This is a genomic window from Moorena sp. SIO3E8, assembly GCF_010692445.1.
Classification (GTDB): domain Bacteria; phylum Cyanobacteriota; class Cyanobacteriia; order Cyanobacteriales; family Coleofasciculaceae; genus Moorena; species Moorena bouillonii.
The window spans coordinates 48,648-64,850 of the sequence record NZ_JAAHHM010000005.1 but is presented as its reverse complement, the minus strand read 5'-3'; the positions used below and the strand labels follow the sequence as shown (position 1 = coordinate 64,850).

Annotated in this window: 16 protein-coding genes; 11 read left to right on the top strand and 5 right to left on the bottom strand. The window is 43.1% G+C overall.

Features of this window, described 5'->3' with window-relative positions; all coding sequences use genetic code 11:
* Positions 1–193: 193 nt before the first annotated feature.
* Entirely contained in the window at positions 194–640 is a 447-nt protein-coding gene (locus F6K46_RS03780; protein ID WP_293052420.1) for a YraN family protein, read from the bottom strand.
* 44 nt (positions 641–684) lie between these two features.
* Between F6K46_RS03780 and F6K46_RS03775 the strand changes: the two genes are divergently transcribed.
* The 5 genes from F6K46_RS03775 to F6K46_RS03755 all read left to right on the top strand — a co-directional run bounded on the left by F6K46_RS03775 (position 685) and on the right by F6K46_RS03755 (position 3,705).
* Positions 685–1,032, top strand: a complete 348-nt coding sequence (locus F6K46_RS03775) for a hypothetical protein (protein ID WP_293052417.1) — start codon at positions 685–687, stop codon at positions 1,030–1,032.
* Positions 1,033–1,265: 233 nt separating this feature from the next.
* Complete coding sequence (locus tag F6K46_RS03770; protein WP_075902592.1) at positions 1,266–1,631, top strand: YtxH domain-containing protein; 366 nt, start codon at positions 1,266–1,268, stop codon at positions 1,629–1,631.
* Between the two features lie 453 nt (positions 1,632–2,084).
* Complete coding sequence (locus tag F6K46_RS03765) at positions 2,085–2,213, top strand: hypothetical protein (RefSeq protein ID WP_293052414.1); 129 nt, start codon at positions 2,085–2,087, stop codon at positions 2,211–2,213.
* Between the two features lie 638 nt (positions 2,214–2,851).
* A complete protein-coding gene (locus F6K46_RS03760) occupies positions 2,852–3,004 on the top strand; it encodes a hypothetical protein (RefSeq protein ID WP_293052411.1) in 153 nt (50 codons plus the stop codon).
* A 59-nt stretch (positions 3,005–3,063) separates the two neighbouring features.
* On the top strand, positions 3,064–3,705 hold the full coding sequence (locus F6K46_RS03755; protein ID WP_293052408.1) for a DUF948 domain-containing protein: 642 nt from the start codon (positions 3,064–3,066) through the stop codon (positions 3,703–3,705).
* Between the two features lie 495 nt (positions 3,706–4,200).
* Here the strand turns inward: F6K46_RS03755 and F6K46_RS03750 are convergent, their stop codons facing one another.
* A complete protein-coding gene (locus F6K46_RS03750) occupies positions 4,201–9,309 on the bottom strand; it encodes a cadherin domain-containing protein (RefSeq protein WP_293052405.1) in 5,109 nt (1,702 codons plus the stop codon).
* 709 nt (positions 9,310–10,018) lie between these two features.
* Between F6K46_RS03750 and F6K46_RS03745 the strand changes: the two genes are divergently transcribed.
* The 6 genes from F6K46_RS03745 to F6K46_RS03720 all read left to right on the top strand — a co-directional run bounded on the left by F6K46_RS03745 (position 10,019) and on the right by F6K46_RS03720 (position 15,365).
* Entirely contained in the window at positions 10,019–10,153 is a 135-nt protein-coding gene (locus tag F6K46_RS03745; RefSeq protein WP_293052402.1) for a hypothetical protein, read from the top strand.
* A gap of 478 nt (positions 10,154–10,631) precedes the next feature.
* Positions 10,632–11,978 carry an ABC transporter substrate-binding protein gene (locus tag F6K46_RS03740; protein ID WP_293052396.1) on the top strand — a complete coding sequence of 449 codons (1,347 nt, stop codon included), beginning with the start codon at positions 10,632–10,634 and terminating at the stop codon, positions 11,976–11,978.
* Positions 11,979–12,607: 629 nt separating this feature from the next.
* On the top strand, positions 12,608–13,120 hold the full coding sequence (locus F6K46_RS03735) for a hypothetical protein (RefSeq protein WP_293052393.1): 513 nt from the start codon (positions 12,608–12,610) through the stop codon (positions 13,118–13,120).
* Positions 13,121–13,158: 38 nt separating this feature from the next.
* The gene (locus tag F6K46_RS03730; RefSeq protein WP_075902568.1) at positions 13,159–14,181 is read left to right on the top strand and encodes a sugar ABC transporter permease; all 1,023 of its coding nucleotides are present in this window, start codon (positions 13,159–13,161) and stop codon (positions 14,179–14,181) included.
* A 92-nt stretch (positions 14,182–14,273) separates the two neighbouring features.
* The gene (locus tag F6K46_RS03725; RefSeq protein ID WP_158069747.1) at positions 14,274–14,447 is read left to right on the top strand and encodes a hypothetical protein; all 174 of its coding nucleotides are present in this window, start codon (positions 14,274–14,276) and stop codon (positions 14,445–14,447) included.
* 30 nt (positions 14,448–14,477) lie between these two features.
* Positions 14,478–15,365 (top strand): carbohydrate ABC transporter permease, encoded by an 888-nt coding sequence (locus F6K46_RS03720; protein WP_293052387.1) that lies wholly within the window; start codon positions 14,478–14,480, stop codon positions 15,363–15,365.
* Positions 15,366–15,412: 47 nt separating this feature from the next.
* On the opposite strand, the gene F6K46_RS03715 is transcribed toward F6K46_RS03720, so the two are convergent.
* The 3 genes from F6K46_RS03715 to F6K46_RS03705 all read right to left on the bottom strand — a co-directional run bounded on the left by F6K46_RS03715 (position 15,413) and on the right by F6K46_RS03705 (position 16,079).
* Positions 15,413–15,562 (bottom strand): hypothetical protein, encoded by a 150-nt coding sequence (locus tag F6K46_RS03715; protein ID WP_293052384.1) that lies wholly within the window; start codon positions 15,560–15,562, stop codon positions 15,413–15,415.
* Between the two features lie 182 nt (positions 15,563–15,744).
* The gene (locus F6K46_RS03710; RefSeq protein WP_293052378.1) at positions 15,745–15,867 is read right to left on the bottom strand and encodes a hypothetical protein; all 123 of its coding nucleotides are present in this window, start codon (positions 15,865–15,867) and stop codon (positions 15,745–15,747) included.
* A complete protein-coding gene (locus tag F6K46_RS03705; RefSeq protein WP_293052375.1) occupies positions 15,864–16,079 on the bottom strand; it encodes a hypothetical protein in 216 nt (71 codons plus the stop codon). Before F6K46_RS03705 ends, F6K46_RS03710 begins: the two co-directional genes overlap by 4 nt.
* Positions 16,080–16,203: the final 124 nt, after the last annotated feature.

Sequence of the window (16,203 nt, the reverse complement as noted above, 5' to 3'; positions counted from 1 at the left end):
TGTCTGCCTGATAAAATCGTATGTTTTTGACACTCCCACCTGGGAAGCTTCTCAAGCCTAGGTTTGTTGAGAGAAAAGGCGCTCACTATACCAAGAAGGTTGTCCAGAAAAATCAGGCAAAAGCAAGCCAAAAGGCAATCTTGACGATTAAAAACATGAGCTAGCAGCCAAACCCAACACCCAAGCCGAGTAGCTAATCAAAAGCTGACTGCATGTAGTGTTGTAGCATCAGCTTATATCCTGCCACCAATACCGGTTGAGCTAGTTCAACTATCTGACTTTCGATCTCTTGATCTGCGGTTGTAGAGTGTAAAGGTTGGCTCAGGCACTGGCAACGGACAAGAGCAACATCAAATCGGCACGGTAGATTAGCTAAATCTGGATGTTCTGACAGAAATAACTCAGCTGTAAGCCTGAGTTTAGCTTGCTTTTGTGGTGTAATTGCTCTTCTACCATCGGCATCCCAATTCCCTCGACTGCGAGTTTTAACCTCGACAAAAGCCAATGCCACCGGGTTTCCTTTGGCAATTAGGTCAATCTCTCCCCATCGACAGCGCCAGCTATGGTTTAGGATGACCCAGCCTTGGCTTTGTAACCACCTAGCGACTAACTTCTCTCCCAGTTGCCCAACCTTAGCCATACTATCATCATTTTAAAGTCAATTGTATCACTGGCATCTTTATTATGATAGTTGTAATCGTTATCAATATTGTGCTCTCCCTGTTGTGTCTATACGCTGCTTGCCAAGTGTGGAGATTGGGACAGTGGCTTTCATCTATCGCTAATCGGTTGGAAAGGGTTGAACCTCGTATCTATAAAAAGTTATATAGTGCTCCCAAGGCAATTGTTCTTGGGCAAGTAGGTATTCATGGTTTGAGAGAGGAGTATCAACAATTACAGGTTCAGCTACACACACTCAAGCAAATTTTTCTACTGTTGGGTATGCTTCAAAAAATGGGAGGATTTAGGTGGCGCTTTAGTAATAAACCGACGAGCAAGAACAGCTTACTCCCTCAAAAGCGATCGCACTAGTATCAGGTTGTGACTAGTATGGGGTTGTAGTATTTCCAGCATAGCCGTCACCAACCCTAGGCGGCAACTGAGATCACCCTCACCGTACCTGTCGTGAGAAACCCTACACTCCTACCCTACTAACTACTGATCAATTATTAAGCTACTTGTAGGATAATAAACCAAAACCATTTAGTATAAAAGTTTTATCCATCCCATTTATCTAAAACTGTTGGAGGAACACAAATCAAAAGATGTCAAAAAAAAGTGCTGGAGCATTTATCGGTGGCATGCTATTGGGTAGTGCCGTAGGAACAGTGGTAGGGTTACTAATTGCCCCCCGTACTGGTCGCGATACACGCAAGCTCTTGAAAAAATCGGCGGATGCCTTACCCGAATTAGCCGAAGATCTTTCTAGCAGTGTGCAACTACAGGCAGATCGCCTTTCCGATTCCACACTGCGTAACTGGGATGATACCCTAGCTCGACTAAAGGTAGCGATCGCAGCAGGACTTGAAGCTTCTGTGGCTGAAAAAGCTTCTGTGGCTGAAAGCGTAGAGCCAATAAAGTCCGAGTCGGAAGTTGCCGCAGAGTCCAACTCGTCCGCTAATCAACATTAGCTTTAGGCATCCCGGACGGGGGGTAAGAAGGTCTACTTCTTGTTTTGGTGTTGCCGATTGGCCAGATGTCATGGGTTTTTTCTTACTTCCCCTTCTTCCGCTTCTTCCCCCTCTTCCCCTTCTCCATAAATTAGCCCCCTACAAGTGCAACATCCTGCTTTTGTGTCGGTTAGCCGAGTCGGGAAGATCGGAAATGGAAAAATTTATCCTATGCTGCAAGTATTAGCCAATAATATCACTAAACGTTGTCAAATACGTTGTCAAATGTCACGAAAACTGATACCATACAATTGGTGAGAGCTAATTGGTAAACGGAGCTATAAACATTGCGGTCCAAGGCTTTCAGTAATTCGGCCTAGTTTGCCCCCTGTTACCTGAAATCCATATCTGTCAAGGGATTTGAGCTCTTAATATTTACTTTATAAATTAGCTCTGAAAGTTTGTGCGAGCTTAATGGTGTTTTATCAAGACTTCAAGCTGGCTAGTCTGTTAAGTTTACCGAAAAAATTGGGTTTAAAGCCCCGTCCTTCGTTGGCCTTTGGCCACGCTACGCGAACGACGGCTTTAGATGTGCTACAATAAAACCATAAGCAATAGACTTTAAAAGTAGAAAGATACTATCTAACCATAAGTAGACAACGTAAAAAATATGTAGAGCGTACGTATTGCGTAATTGGGTCTAACGACTTAAAAGTCTATGAAAAAGTTAGATAAAAAAAAGTGTCTATCTATCTATAGAAAAAAAGGTACGGTGGGGCACACCGAAACCTAGTCATAGACTAAATCGCTTGGGTCGAGGAGACCTCTATTTTTCCTGGCTCCGGCCTGGTTAAACAAGTCACCCCGTGGAAGCAAGAATCCCCGTCCATAAGCGGGCGGGGAGTGTCAATTAAGCTTAATTACTGAAGGCGAGGGAGAGTATTAATCTAGATTATCAATATAGTCTTTCCGATTTTCCATTCCCAGTTACTGAATCATACCACAGGTTAACCTGTAGAATAAATCAACGGTCATCACCCCTCTCCCCCATAGCTGACGGGGTGACAAACAGCCTTAAAAGCTTTACGGGGTGTGGGGTGTGGGGTGATGGGTGTAGGGAACCCACCCCTAACCCCTCCCAGGAGGGGAAGATTTTGAGCTGGCGGAGTGGCGACGGGACGGTTAAATCAGGTCTCGGACCGATTGTTATCCCACCGACTCACTCCAAATTCCCTGTCTTGATGCAGTCGCTCATGGGGGAAACCCCCAAGACCGCGCTGCATCGCTGTCAGCCATGCTTTGCGCGAGTGGGGGAAACCCCCAAGACCGCACTGCATCGCTTTTATTTTCCCCACCCCCTACCCCCCACACCCCACACCCTGTTTAGTTTTTAGCCTTGTGGTCACCCCCTGAGCCCCCATAGACGGGGCTTCCCAACATCCTAGGATTTTTTGTGATTGATCCTCTATTTTGGCTCGGGCTGTCTTTTCTGCTCGTAGCAGTTAGTTTAACCGCTGTTTTAGTAACGTTATTACCTGCTGTACAAGAGTTAGCGCGGGCAGCTCGTAGTGTGGAAAAATTAGCTGATACCCTAAATCGGGAATTACCACCGACCCTAGAAGCCATTCGGCTGACAGGCTTGGAAATCAGCGACTTGACAGATGATCTTAATCAAGGAGTCAAAAGTGCTGGTCATGTGGTTCAACAGGTTGACCACAGTATTAGCAATGCTAAAAACCAAGCCCAAAAAGTCAAAGAGAATACTCGTAATGTGGTTAAGGGTTTCAAAGCTGCCTGGAAAACTTGGAGGGGTACCTCACCAAAATCCAGGTCAATCGATTCCCTAGCATCATCAGATGCGACCCGTGATGGCGAGCCATCCCTTGACCGTAGGTCACGCTACGCGAACGCCATCACGGAAAGCGCACCTATTCACAGAAAAGCTCTAGAAATTCCTGAGACTGATCAACGCTCATCAGATGTTAATCAGCCAAGGCTCAGAGATAGTAACTATAACCATGAGGTCAATCACGGGACTCGTGAAACCTCTGATTGCGACATCGATGATAATTCTATCGATGATAATTCTTTTTAACGAAGGCAATACCAAGATTCAAACCTGAAGACTATACAGAATAAATAAACAATAAATGTAACGCCACCCTTTAGTTGATAAATTAAAGGGTGGCGTTATACCGTTTTTGTTAATATTTTGTTAATGGATGAAAAATATAGTTAGTTAGTAATTGAGAACTGGTAAACACCAGCAGATAAAAGTATAGCAATCCTATTAAATTAAAACATACAGAAAAATCAGTCCAACTCTCGGTAGATTTGGTGCATCTCATATAGCATGTTTGACATTTATAAAAGCTGCAAAGCTAATCCACGTCAACTTTTGCCTCTTGCCTCTTGCCAATGCCATTGCGCGTAGCGCTATTTTTGTAAAAAAGAAGGAGAGTGTGGGGAGAGCGGGAAGTGTCGGAAGTGTGCGAATTTTTGCCTAATTGCATGCATTGAGATGCACCCTGTAGATTCTTACCCATATTACCTAACTGCGGTCATCTTGCCAATCTTACAACTGGTCAGATTAGGAAAGAAATTCCATTCTACTGCTGACATCACTTACAGATGCATCTTTGAATACTGCAATCAAATCACCCTCAAAATACAAAGCTGTGCTACCGGGTAAGCCATTATCAGCCTCAAGCACATCATATTGATCCGCTACACCATAGAGCTGAATCATGTCTTGAGAATCGAAGTCATCAATCTTTGCATAATCATTGTCACCCCCACCCTGGTAGAAAGCGCCATGATCATCTCCTAGGAGAAAAGTATCTGATCCACCTCCACCAACAAGAACATCAATTTCACCATTACCTCGGGAATCATTTCCAACTCCATTGAGGGTGTCATTACCGGAACCTCCAATCAAAGTGTCCTTGCCAGAGCCACCCTCAAGCAGGTCATGGTCTCCCCCACCATCAAGGCTGTCATCACCGGAACCTCCGATCAAATAGTTGTTGCCAGAGCTACCTTTTAGGGTATCATTGCCATCCCCACCATCAAGATGGTCATCACCCGAAGCTGCGATCAAAGAGTCGTTACCAGCGCCACCCTCAAGGCTGTCATTTCCCTGGTCTCCTCTGAGGTAGTCATCGCCATCGCCACCTTTAAGGAAGTCATCTCCCGCATTTCCTCTGAGGTAGTCATCGTCATCACCACCTTCGATGGTGTCATAACCCGAACCTCCGCTCAGAGTGTCCTCACCTGAACTACCTTTTAGGTTATCGTTACCTACATCTCCCATGATCGAATCATTGCCAGAACCACCCTCAAGGAAGTCATTTCCCTGACCACCTTTAAGAGTGTCATCATGATCCCCACCATCGAGATTGTCATTGCCCCAAGTTCCCCTGACGTAGTCGTTACCGGCACCTCCAACAACACTGTCATCCCCAGAACCTCCTGAAAGAGTATCATCACCCGAGCCACCAATTAGTGTGTCATTCTCGCGATTACCCCAAATCTTATCATTACCGGAACCTCCAACAACACTGTCATCCCCAGAACCTCCTGAAAGAGTGTCATCACCCGAGCCACCAATTAGTGTGTCATTCTCGCGATTACCCCAAATCTTATCATTACCGAAACCTCCAACAACACTGTCATCCCCATAACCTCCTGAAAGAGTGTCATCACCCGAGCCACCAATTAGTGTGTCATTGCTTTCACCGCCCTGCTCGGTGATGCTGATATCTGTCGGAGCAATATTCTGGTTTTGAACGTTAATACTGAACGTTTTATCGTAGCTTTCACCCCCGGAGTCGGTGGTGCGGATTTTGATTTGATGAGTATTGTTGACATCAAAGTCTAAAAGACTACCATTTTTGACCTGGAGTTGATTGCCATCAATTTTAAAGCGACCTTGAGCATCATTTAATAACTGATAGCTATGGCTATCTCCCCAATCAACATCCTGAGTAGTTAGGGTAGCAATAGTGGTGCCATTTTTACTGAATTCCTTGACACTTTTGCTAGAGAGGTTAATATCAGTCGGAGCATTATTTTGGTTTTCGACTTCGATACTGAACGTTTTATCGTAGCTTTCACCCCCGGAGTCGGTGGTGCGGATTTTGATTTGATGAGTATTGTTGACATCAAAGTCTAAAAGACTACCATTTTTGACTTTTAGTTGATTGCCATCAATTTTAAAGCGACCTTTAGCATCATCTAATAACTTATAGGTATGGCTATCTCCGGCATCAACATCCTTAGTACTCAGGGTAGCAATGGTAGTGCCATTGTTACTGAATTCCTTGACACTGTTGCCAGAAATGGTAATATCCGTTGGAGCATTATTCTGATTAAGGACGTCAATGGTGAACGTTTTATCGTAGCTTTTACCCCCGGAATCCGTGGTGCGGATTTTGATATCATGACTAGAGTTTTCATCAAAGTCTAAGAGGTGGCCATTTTTGACCTTTAGTTGATTGCCATCAATTTTAAAGCGACCTTTAGCATCATGTAATAACTTATATTTATGGTTATCTCCCGAATCAACATCCTTAGTAGTTAGGGTAGCAATGGTAGTGCCATTATTACTGAATTCCTTGACACTGTTGCTAGAGAGGTTAATATCAGTCGGAGCATTATTCTGGTTTTGGACTTGAATACTGAAAGTTTTATCGTAGCTTTTACCCCCGGAATCCGTGGTGCGGATTTTGATATCATGACTAGAGTTGTTATCAAAGTCTAAAAGACTACCATTTTTGACCTGGAGTTTATTGCCAACAATTTCAAAGCGACCTTTAGCATCATCTAATAACTCATAAGTATGGTTATCTTCCCGATCCACATCATTAGTACTGAGGGTACCAATAGTGGTACCCTTTTCACTTAATTCATTGACACTGTTCCGATCAAGGCTGATATCCGTGGGAGCAATATTCTGGTTTTGGACTTGAATACTGAAAGTTTTATCGTAGCTTTTACCCCCGGAATCCGTGGTGCGGATTTTGATATCATGACTAGAGTTGTTATCAAAGTCTAAAAGACTACCATCTTTGACCTGGAGTTGATTGCCAACAATGTCAAAGCGACCTTTAGCATCATCTAATAACTCATAAGTATGGTTATCTTCCCGATCCACATCATTAGTACTGAGGGTACCAATAGTGGTACCCTTTTCACTTAATTCATTGACACTGTTCCGATCAAGGCTGATATCCGTGGGAGCATTATTCTGGTTTTGGACTTGAATACTGAAAGTTTTATCATAGCTTTCACCCCCGGAGTCGGTAGTGCGGATTTTGATATTATGACTAGAGTTGTTATCAAAGTCTATAAGGCTGCCATCTTTGACTTTTAGTTGATTGCCATCAATTTTAAAGCGACCTTGAGCATCATCTAATAACTCATAGGTATGGGTATCTCCGGGATCAACATCCTTAGTACTCAGCCTAGCAATGGTAGTGCCATTGTTACTGAATTCCTTGACACTGTTCCGATCAAGGCTGATATCCGTCGGAGCAAGATTCTGGTTAAGGACGTCAATGGTGAACGTTTTATCATAGCTTTCACCCCCGGAGTCGGTAGTGCGGATTTTGATTTGATGACTAGAGTTGTCATCAAAGTCTAAGAGGTGGCCATTTTTGACCTTTAGTTGATTGCCATCAATTTTAAAGCGACCTTTAGCATCATCTAATAACTTATAGGTATGGGTATCTCCGGCATCAACATCCTTAGTACTCAGCTTAGCAATGGTAGTGCCATTGTTACTGAATTCCTTGACACTGTTGCCAGAAATGGTAATATCCGTCGGAGCAATATTCTGGTTAAGGACGTCAATGGTGAACGTTTTATCGTAGCTTTCACCCCCGGAGTCGGTGGTGCGGATTTTGATCTGATGAGTATTGTTGACATCAAAGTCTAAGAGGTTGCCATTCTTGACTTTTAGTTGATTGCCATCAATTTTAAAGCGACCTTGAGCATCATCTAATAACTTATAGGTATGGGTATCTCCGGCATCAACATCATTAGTACTCAGCCTAGCAATGGTAGTGCCATTGTTACTGAATTCCTTGACACTGTTCCGATCAAGGGTAATATCCGTCGGAGCAATATTCTGGTTAAGGACGTCAATGGTGAACGTTTTATCGTAGCTTTCACCCCCGGAGTCGGTGGTGCGGATTTTGAGATCATGACTAGAGTTGTCATCAAAGTCTAAGAGGTTGCCATTCTTGACTTTTAGTTGATTGCCATCAATTTTAAAGCGACCTTTAGCATCATGTAATAATTTATAAGTATGGCTATCTCCGGCATCAACATCATTAGTATTCAGGGTAGCAATAGTGGTACCATTGTTACTGAATTCTTTGACACTGTTGCTAGAAAGGCTGATATCCGTCGGAGCAGTGTTGGTAGGTTTAGGCTCCTTTTGAATATCCTGAACCTTGCTAATATTTATTGTGTCCCGAACAATAATCTTTTCCCATACAGGTGGTGGACTCTCCTGCTCGAAGGTAATGTTAAGGCGATCGCTTTGAGAGACTGCATAGTAGTCTTTGACGGTAATCGAACTATCCCAGCCTAGACCAAGAATCAGGTCATCACCGCTTTGGGTTTGGATCACACTATCGAAAGCATAATTGGAAAGATCTAAAGTATCTAGATAGTTCCAACCTTCAATAATATCATCACCTGTGGAAATTCCAAATTCATAACCGCTAAAGATATTGGCCGCACTATTGGCAATGATGTAATCGTCACTGCTGGAGTTGATCAGATTGTGAATAACTGTATCGAATGCGATCGCAGTCCCAAATTTAGACGTAAAGTATTCTGTTCCGCTGTCATCGGTCCTAGCTTTATAAGAGATACTATTGTAAGCCTTTTGGGTGGTTATAATACCCCCCTGATTCATATCAAAGTAGTATTTATCAGGAGTCAGGTTTGAAAAGTCTAAGGTATTTACACCACCGCTATCCCAGAGGGTTTGCTTAATTTCTTTGGTTGCACCATAATCCTCATTAACATCTGTGTAGCCATAAACGCTCTCAAAGGAGTAAGTAGTATCCCCGTGGTTATACTCCCTAGCTCCATAGATAGACTGTAATGCTTTAATGTCGTAAGTCATTGGGGTAATCGCTGGTTTCCCAGCAAAGTTATACGACATTACTGTGTTGGTAGTATTGTCCTCGTTAAAGGGCAAAAATGGACCGTAATCATGGTCCTCGTATGGATTCGGATGTTTTAACCCCAGAGTATGTCCTATCTCATGAATCAGGGTCATGTAGCCATGATTCCCTGGGTCGTCAGCAAATCCGTTATTACCTGTCGTGTCGTAGGCTTCGTTTATATGCACATCCCCGGCCACATCCGACCTCCAGCCGGAGTTGGTATTAGATCTGTTAGGCAAATAGGCATAGGCGTAGCCCGGACCATCAGATACCATGTAGCGCAATAGACCATAGTCTGTTGCTGTATCTGCTACCTCACGGAAATCAACATCAAGGTATATTTCCAGAGTTTCCAGGATGCTTCTGATATTGTCTTTGGTTCCTTCTGAGATCTCTGAAACCCCGGTTTGAGATCCGTAATAAGGACCACTTTTATAGAAGCTGTAGGTGATAGTATTAGTGTCCCAATGGTGATGATACAGAAGTGAATCAGCTGAGAAAAATGTGTCAGACATTGCTTTTAGTTAACTCTTACTGCTTGACAAAGCCTAGTTACGGTAAATGATTTGGCCGTCAGGGAAGTTCCTGATTGTTGATGGTTCATGTTTAATGGCTTATTGCCAGTTGCCATGAATCGTAGCTATAACCCCATGCGATAACTAGTCAAAGGCACTGAATTTTATAGGGTATTTGGGTGACAAACCATAAATTTTCCCTAGTTAAAATCCCTAATCTTAAATTAATCATGAAATATATCCGTTTACGTTCAAGGTTGATTTGTGTATGTTTTTGTTGTTTTTTTGTTTATTTATTACGGCTTATATGCAAATTTATAAAAAACGTAAATCCGGACAAAAATCATTAACTTAAATGAATTAAATATAAATCATTTAAGTTAGTTTTTTTAAGGATTAACGATGAATTTTTATTTAAGGGTTTGATTAGCAATTCAGTAACATTAACATCATCTAGGCATTATATTTTAGTTGTGAACATACTACCTTAGGTAAGATACAAAATACAAAATATGAAACGCAATAGGGGAAACAGATCCAGAGTTTGATTGTCCACTAAAAAAAGACATCCTAGGTTTACATCTCATTTATAAACCCTATAAATCAAGCCTAGTAATAGGGATAAAATTTAAAAATTTTCCAGTTTACGTCGAACTCCAATCCTAGTTATGTGAAGTTAGTATAAAGTTCTATAGCGTTTCTAGGACTCATGAGGTACACATTATTTTTTCCCTCTTCCCTCTTCCCTCTTCCCTCTTCCCTGCTCCCTGCTCCCTGCTCCCTGCTCCCTAAAAACCCTAAAATGTACCTCACAAGTCGTAGAATTGCTATAACAAATAGATAGAGGCTAAAATCAGTAATTTCTCTAGGTCACTGTTTATTGGTAAGCATATGCGCTATGCGCACGCTGCGCGAACAGCATTCAGCATTCAGCTTAAGCTTTTTTTTGTAGGTGATGTCGCCATGATGCCCTTTTGTGGGGTTGCTTCTGTTGCCAGCATTATGAATGGCTGATAGTTGGCAACCATAGGATGGGCTTAGTTGCTTAGGGTGCTTAGGGTTGGTTAAGGGCGGGCTTGCCCTCATTTTCAACACCGAGCGCCAGTGTTGCGACAGCCCGCCCCGTAACGCACCACCTAGTAGGCTGAAGGCTTGCGTTGATCAAGCCTGCCTTTCAAACATAGAGTCTTTCATCTGTGTATTCTGATTTCTCAAGCTTCCCCTCCCTAAGTTGTTGCTCAAGTCATTGAGTGGGGTTATCTTGGAACGGAATTGTACTCAGAGTATGAGTGTCATTATTTGCTAAGGCTCATAATTGAAAGATGTTCAAACCCAAATTCTGGATCACGATAGGTTTTGTCGAGCAGATAGGAGAATTTTTGGCTAAATTCAGAACTAAACCTGCTCCTAGCACGGTATTTACCCCTGTATTTCTAGGTTTATCGTTAGTTTTAGTTGCCTGTTCCCCCAAAGGTGGAGAAACTAAAAGCAATACGGTTACTATCCTGGGAGTAATGACAGGGGAAGGGGAGCAAATAATCGAACAGATACTAGAACCCTTCACTAAAGAAACGGGTATCAAGGTGGTGTATGAAGCCAGTAGTGATTTCGCCACCCTCCTACCTGTGTTGGTGGAATCTGGAAATGCTCCCGATCTTGCCATGTTCCCTCAACCGGGTTTGATGGCTGACTTTGCTAGGGAAGGTCAACTGGTACCTGTAGATACCTTCATGGACAAATCTCAGTTATCTGCTGCTTATTCTCAAAACTGGCTAGATTTGGCAACTGTCGATAGTAAAGTATACGGGGTGTGGATTAGGGCGGCGGTCAAAAGCTTAGTTTGGTACAATCGAGCTGCGTTTAAGGCAGCTGGTTACAAAATCCCTACCACCTGGAATGAAATGATGGCACTGTCCGATCAGATTGTGGCAGATGGCGGTGTCCCTTGGTGCATCGGAATAGAAAGCGGTGCGGCTACAGGATGGGTTGGTACTGACTGGATTGAGGATATTATGTTGCGCACGGTTGGTGGGGAAGTGTATGACCAGTGGGTTGCTCACAAGATTCCCTTTAATCACCCAGCGGTTAAGAATGCTTTTGAGCAGTTTGGCAACATTGCCCTTAATCCTAAGTATGTGTTTGGTGGTACTGTTGGTATTATTAGCACTCCCTTTGGTGACGCAACTGCACCGTTATTTGATAACCCCCCAGGTTGCTATCTGCATCGCCAAGCTAGCTTTATCACTAGCTTCTTACCTAAAGATGTAGCGCTAGATAAGGATGTGAGTATCTTTCTGTTACCGGGTATTAAACAGGAATTGGGAGTGCCAGTGTTAGTGTCTGGTATTGTGACTGCTATGTTTAAGGATACTCCAGAAGCACGGAAGTTGATGGAGTATTTATCAACTGCCCAAGCCCATACTATCTGGGCAAGTCAGGGAGATTATGTCTCACCCCATAAACAGGTTAGTTTGGATGCTTACCCCAATGACATTGTTAAACGTCAAGCGGAAATCTTAGCCAATGCGGATATGGTGCGCTTCGATGGTTCGGATATGATGCCAGGAGCCGTGGGTACCGGGACATTCTGGAGTGGCATTGTTGATTATATTGGTGGGACAGATGTGGATACAGTTCTGAAAACTATTGAGGACAGTTGGCCAGATTAAGTATGAGGAATTAGGGATTAGTCATTGTCAAAAAAAATATTTATTTAAAATCGCCTTCTAATGTTACTTTAGCACAATTGCCTGGGAAATCTGTAACTATAAGATACTGAAATCAAATTAAGTCAGTTATTCGCCACCATTTAGCGAAAGGGACAATAGTGCCGTTTAGGCATTAATTACGATTAAATATCTGAGTACAATATCAGCACTTGCGCTTCGCTCCGCTGTAACGGCAATCCCTTGGGGTGTAAGCAGGCAGGATATAGTAGGATGTCAGTGACTACTATAAATTTGGCTTTGCTGAATAGGATTTGGGTACTCAAGTATAGTTGGAGCAGTTACCGATTAACGATTACCGATTACCTTTGGATCTTCCATAATTGAGCAACACCGTAAGTTTAGGATTCCCCCTTTAGGCCAAACTCAAGTTTAAATAAGAAATAAGCTATGGATACTAGTCAGATTGATAAATTTGTTTCCTATTGCCAAGGTTAACAGCCACAAAGTGAAGAAGATATGAGACGTTTTTTTATAGGGGTTATTGGTTTTCCCTATGATCAGGAACTGCTATTACAGGCATATCTATAGCAATCCTAAATAGGTTGTGGTAATTTTCTAAAACGTGATCATTGTTATACCTGGGTTTCAAGCCGATCACTTGTCACAAATCATTTAGGGTTGCTATATTTTTCAAGATAAACTCATTATTTCCAACCTGTAGTCAGCTCATCCTGTTTGAAAAGGCCCTAATCCAAGACTATACAAATTTAGGTAAAGTAGATTTTGTTTATCTTAGTAAAAACAAAAAAATATTTTTAATTGAAACTAAATATATTGATACTGAAGCGACAGGAAAGCACGAAAGAACTAGAAGAAATAAGCATAGAAATAAGGTAGTGGATCAAGTCATTGATTGGAAAGAGCAATTTAGGGATTATTGGAAGCTATCAACTAACCAAATTAATTGTGGAGTATTTACAACGGATCCACAAGTAGTTGATCGTGCAAGGAGCACTGACCTTATCGCTAAATCAATATCTATCTATGAACTGGAACGGTGGCAGAAAAATTATAAATTTTATAACTTAGAGCATGGCAATAAACGGGATTCGGTGAGAGATATATATGAGGTGATAAAGTGATCAGGTGATCAGGTGATTAAGTGATGAGGCAATAAAGGATGGTATTGCTCAAAATAGTTACTTTCATTCTCGCCGTTGTCATAGGCTGTGGTGGGGTGATAGCTTTATTATATGGCATGAATGGCTTGGTAAATCAGCTACCCAATAAAACGCGATTGACCTTGGCCAAAAGGCCACGCTACGCGAACGGTCACGCTACGCGAACGCATTTTGTGGCTTGGGTATACTTAGCCCCTGCTTTAGCATTACTAACCGCTTACCTGATTCTGCCGACCCTCAATACTATATATATCAGCTTCTTGGATAAGCGATCGCAAAATTTTGTGGGACTGGACAATTACATCTTTGCCTTTACCAACCCTACTATGCTAATCGCTTTTCGTAACAATGTGCTTTGGTTGGTATTGGTAACAGGGTTTAGTGTAGCATTGGGTTTAATTATTGCGGTGCTGGTGGATCGGGTACGCTATGAAACCGTAGCCAAGTCTATAATCTTTATGCCAATGGCAATTTCCTTTGTGGGGGCTAGCGTGATTTGGCGATTTATCTATGCTTTTCGTCCAGCTGGCTCAGAACAAATTGGCTTACTCAATGGCATTATTACCAGTTTAGGATTTGAGCCTGTAGGTTGGTTAGTGGAGCGCTCTATTAATAATTATGCTCTGATTGTGATTATGATTTGGTTGCAGACAGGGTTTTGCTTGATTTTGCTCTCTGCTGCCATCAAAGGTATCCCCAAAGATATTATCGAAGCTGCACGGATAGATGGAGCTAGTGAGTGGCAAATCTTCTGGAAAATTACTATTCCGATGATACGAGGGACTATTGCTGTGGTTGTGACTACTGTAGTAATAGCGGTGCTGAAAGTCTTTGATATTGTCTGGGTGATGACCGGTGGTAATCAAAATACGGAAGTGATTGCGTCTCGTATGATTAAGGAAATGTTCAATTATCGGAACTTTGGACGAGGTAGTGCGATCGCAGTTATTTTATTACTAGTTATTATTCCGGTTATGATTAGCAATATCCGTCGGTTTCGAGAGCAGGAGAACAGCCGTTGATGGTAAAAACTGAATAGGCTCATGGCTGCTATTCTTACTCAAGTTACCATTCGAGTCTGATGCCGTTACCGAGTTAAGCAACTGTTATAGCTATGGTTGAAATTATATCAGGCTTGGGGAGATGCGATGCTCCTTTGGAGCCGCTTCGCGAACGCATCTTGCCCAGTTGTTTTGCCCAGTTGTTTTGCCCAGTTGTTTTGCCCACTTGTTTAACGACTGCTGTTGTGGGATTGGTTGCACAAAGCGCTTATCTTGGCAAAAAATAGACTAATTCCAGAGATGACTTTAACCCACCTATGGCACCAAAACCGCTCTTTGTAGCAAAATCCCAACACCTACAGCAATTTTTCTGGAAAATCCCGATTCATCTGACCCTGATTATCATCTCGTTGATCTGGACTCTACCCACTGTTGGTTTGTTCATTAGTTCCCTGCGCTACCGAGATGATGTGCTCAAAACCGGTTGGTGGTCAGTCTTCCAACACCCCTTCAATTTCACCCAATACCACTTAGGTAACTATATTGATGTGATTACCTCCGAAGGGATGGGACAGGCATTTCTCAATAGTCTGGCGATCTCGATTCCCGCTACAGTGATTCCGATTGCGATCGCTACTTTTGCTGCCTATGGGTTTGCTTGGATGAAATTTCCTGGTCGCCAAGTCCTGTTTATGGTAGTAGTTGGCTTGCTGGTAGTCCCGTTACAGATGACTCTGATTCCGGTATTGCGAGTCTACGGATATCTAGGACTTTCCGGTACATTATTAGGTATTTGGTTAGCCCACACAGGCTATGGTTTGCCCTTAGGAATTTATTTATTGCGTAATTATATTGCTAGTTTGCCTCAGGAGTTAATCGAAGCAGCAGCAGTGGATGGTGCGTCTCATCTAACCATAGTTACCCAGGTGATTGTGCCTCTATCCATGCCTGCGATCGCATCATTTGCCGTGTTTCAATTTCTCTGGGTATGGAATGACTTGCTAGTTGCTTTAGTCTATCTCGGAGTTACACCAGACGTTGCCCCGTTAACGATCCGATTAACAAATATAGTAGGTTATCGTGGGCAGCAGTGGCATCTTCTTACCTCTGGTGCATTTATCACAATGATTGTACCACTGATTGTGTTTTTTGTTCTACAGCGGTACTTTGTGCGGGGGATTTTAGCCGGTTCGGTTAAGGGTTGAGAATCTTCTATATTTTTTTATACTCATGAGGTACAAAATTCTGGTTTTTAGGGAGCAGGGAGCAGGGAGCAGGGAGCAGGGAGCAGCTCACAGGGGTAGGTTTTTAACAAAGACCTCAGGTGTGGGGTGTGGGTTGTGGGGTGTGGGGTGTGGGGGATAAGAAAGCGATGCAGCGCGGTCTTGGGGGTTTCCCCCACTCGCGCTTTGCATCAAGACAATATACTTAATTTGTCGTTGTCAGCCATGCTTTGCGCGAGTGGGGGAAACCACGCCAGTTGCTCATGGTTTGAAGTTACCGTAAGACAGGCTCGCCTTGTCTTGATGCAGTCGCTCATGGGGGAAACCCCCAAGACCGCGCTGCATCGCTAATCAATAAGTTTTACCCCTTTTCTGCATAGCCTACCAACCATTTTGGCTCAACGTAATCAGGTTTCGTCTCCGGGGAGACCCCCAAGACCGCACTGGCTCCCCAAGACCGCGCTGCATCGCTAAAAATCATCATTTCTTCGTTGTTTTCCTTTTCCTCTCCTTCTGATCCGCCCCCGACCGGTCGGGGGTTGGGGGTGGGGCAGGACCCAAATGTAAAAAACCTACCCTTGTGAGGCAGGGAGCAGGGATCAGGGAGCAGGGAAGAGGCAAGAGGCAAGAGGCAAGAGGCAAGAGGCAAGAGGCAAGAGGCAAGAGGCAAGAGGGAAAAAATAATGTGTCCCTCATGAGTCCTATAAACGCTATACTCATGAGGGACAAATCTCTGGGTTTTAGGGAATAGGGAATAGGTAACACTAGGAAGGAGATCCGGGATTTTTTTCGTGTTATGCTAAATCAGCATTGGGTTTAA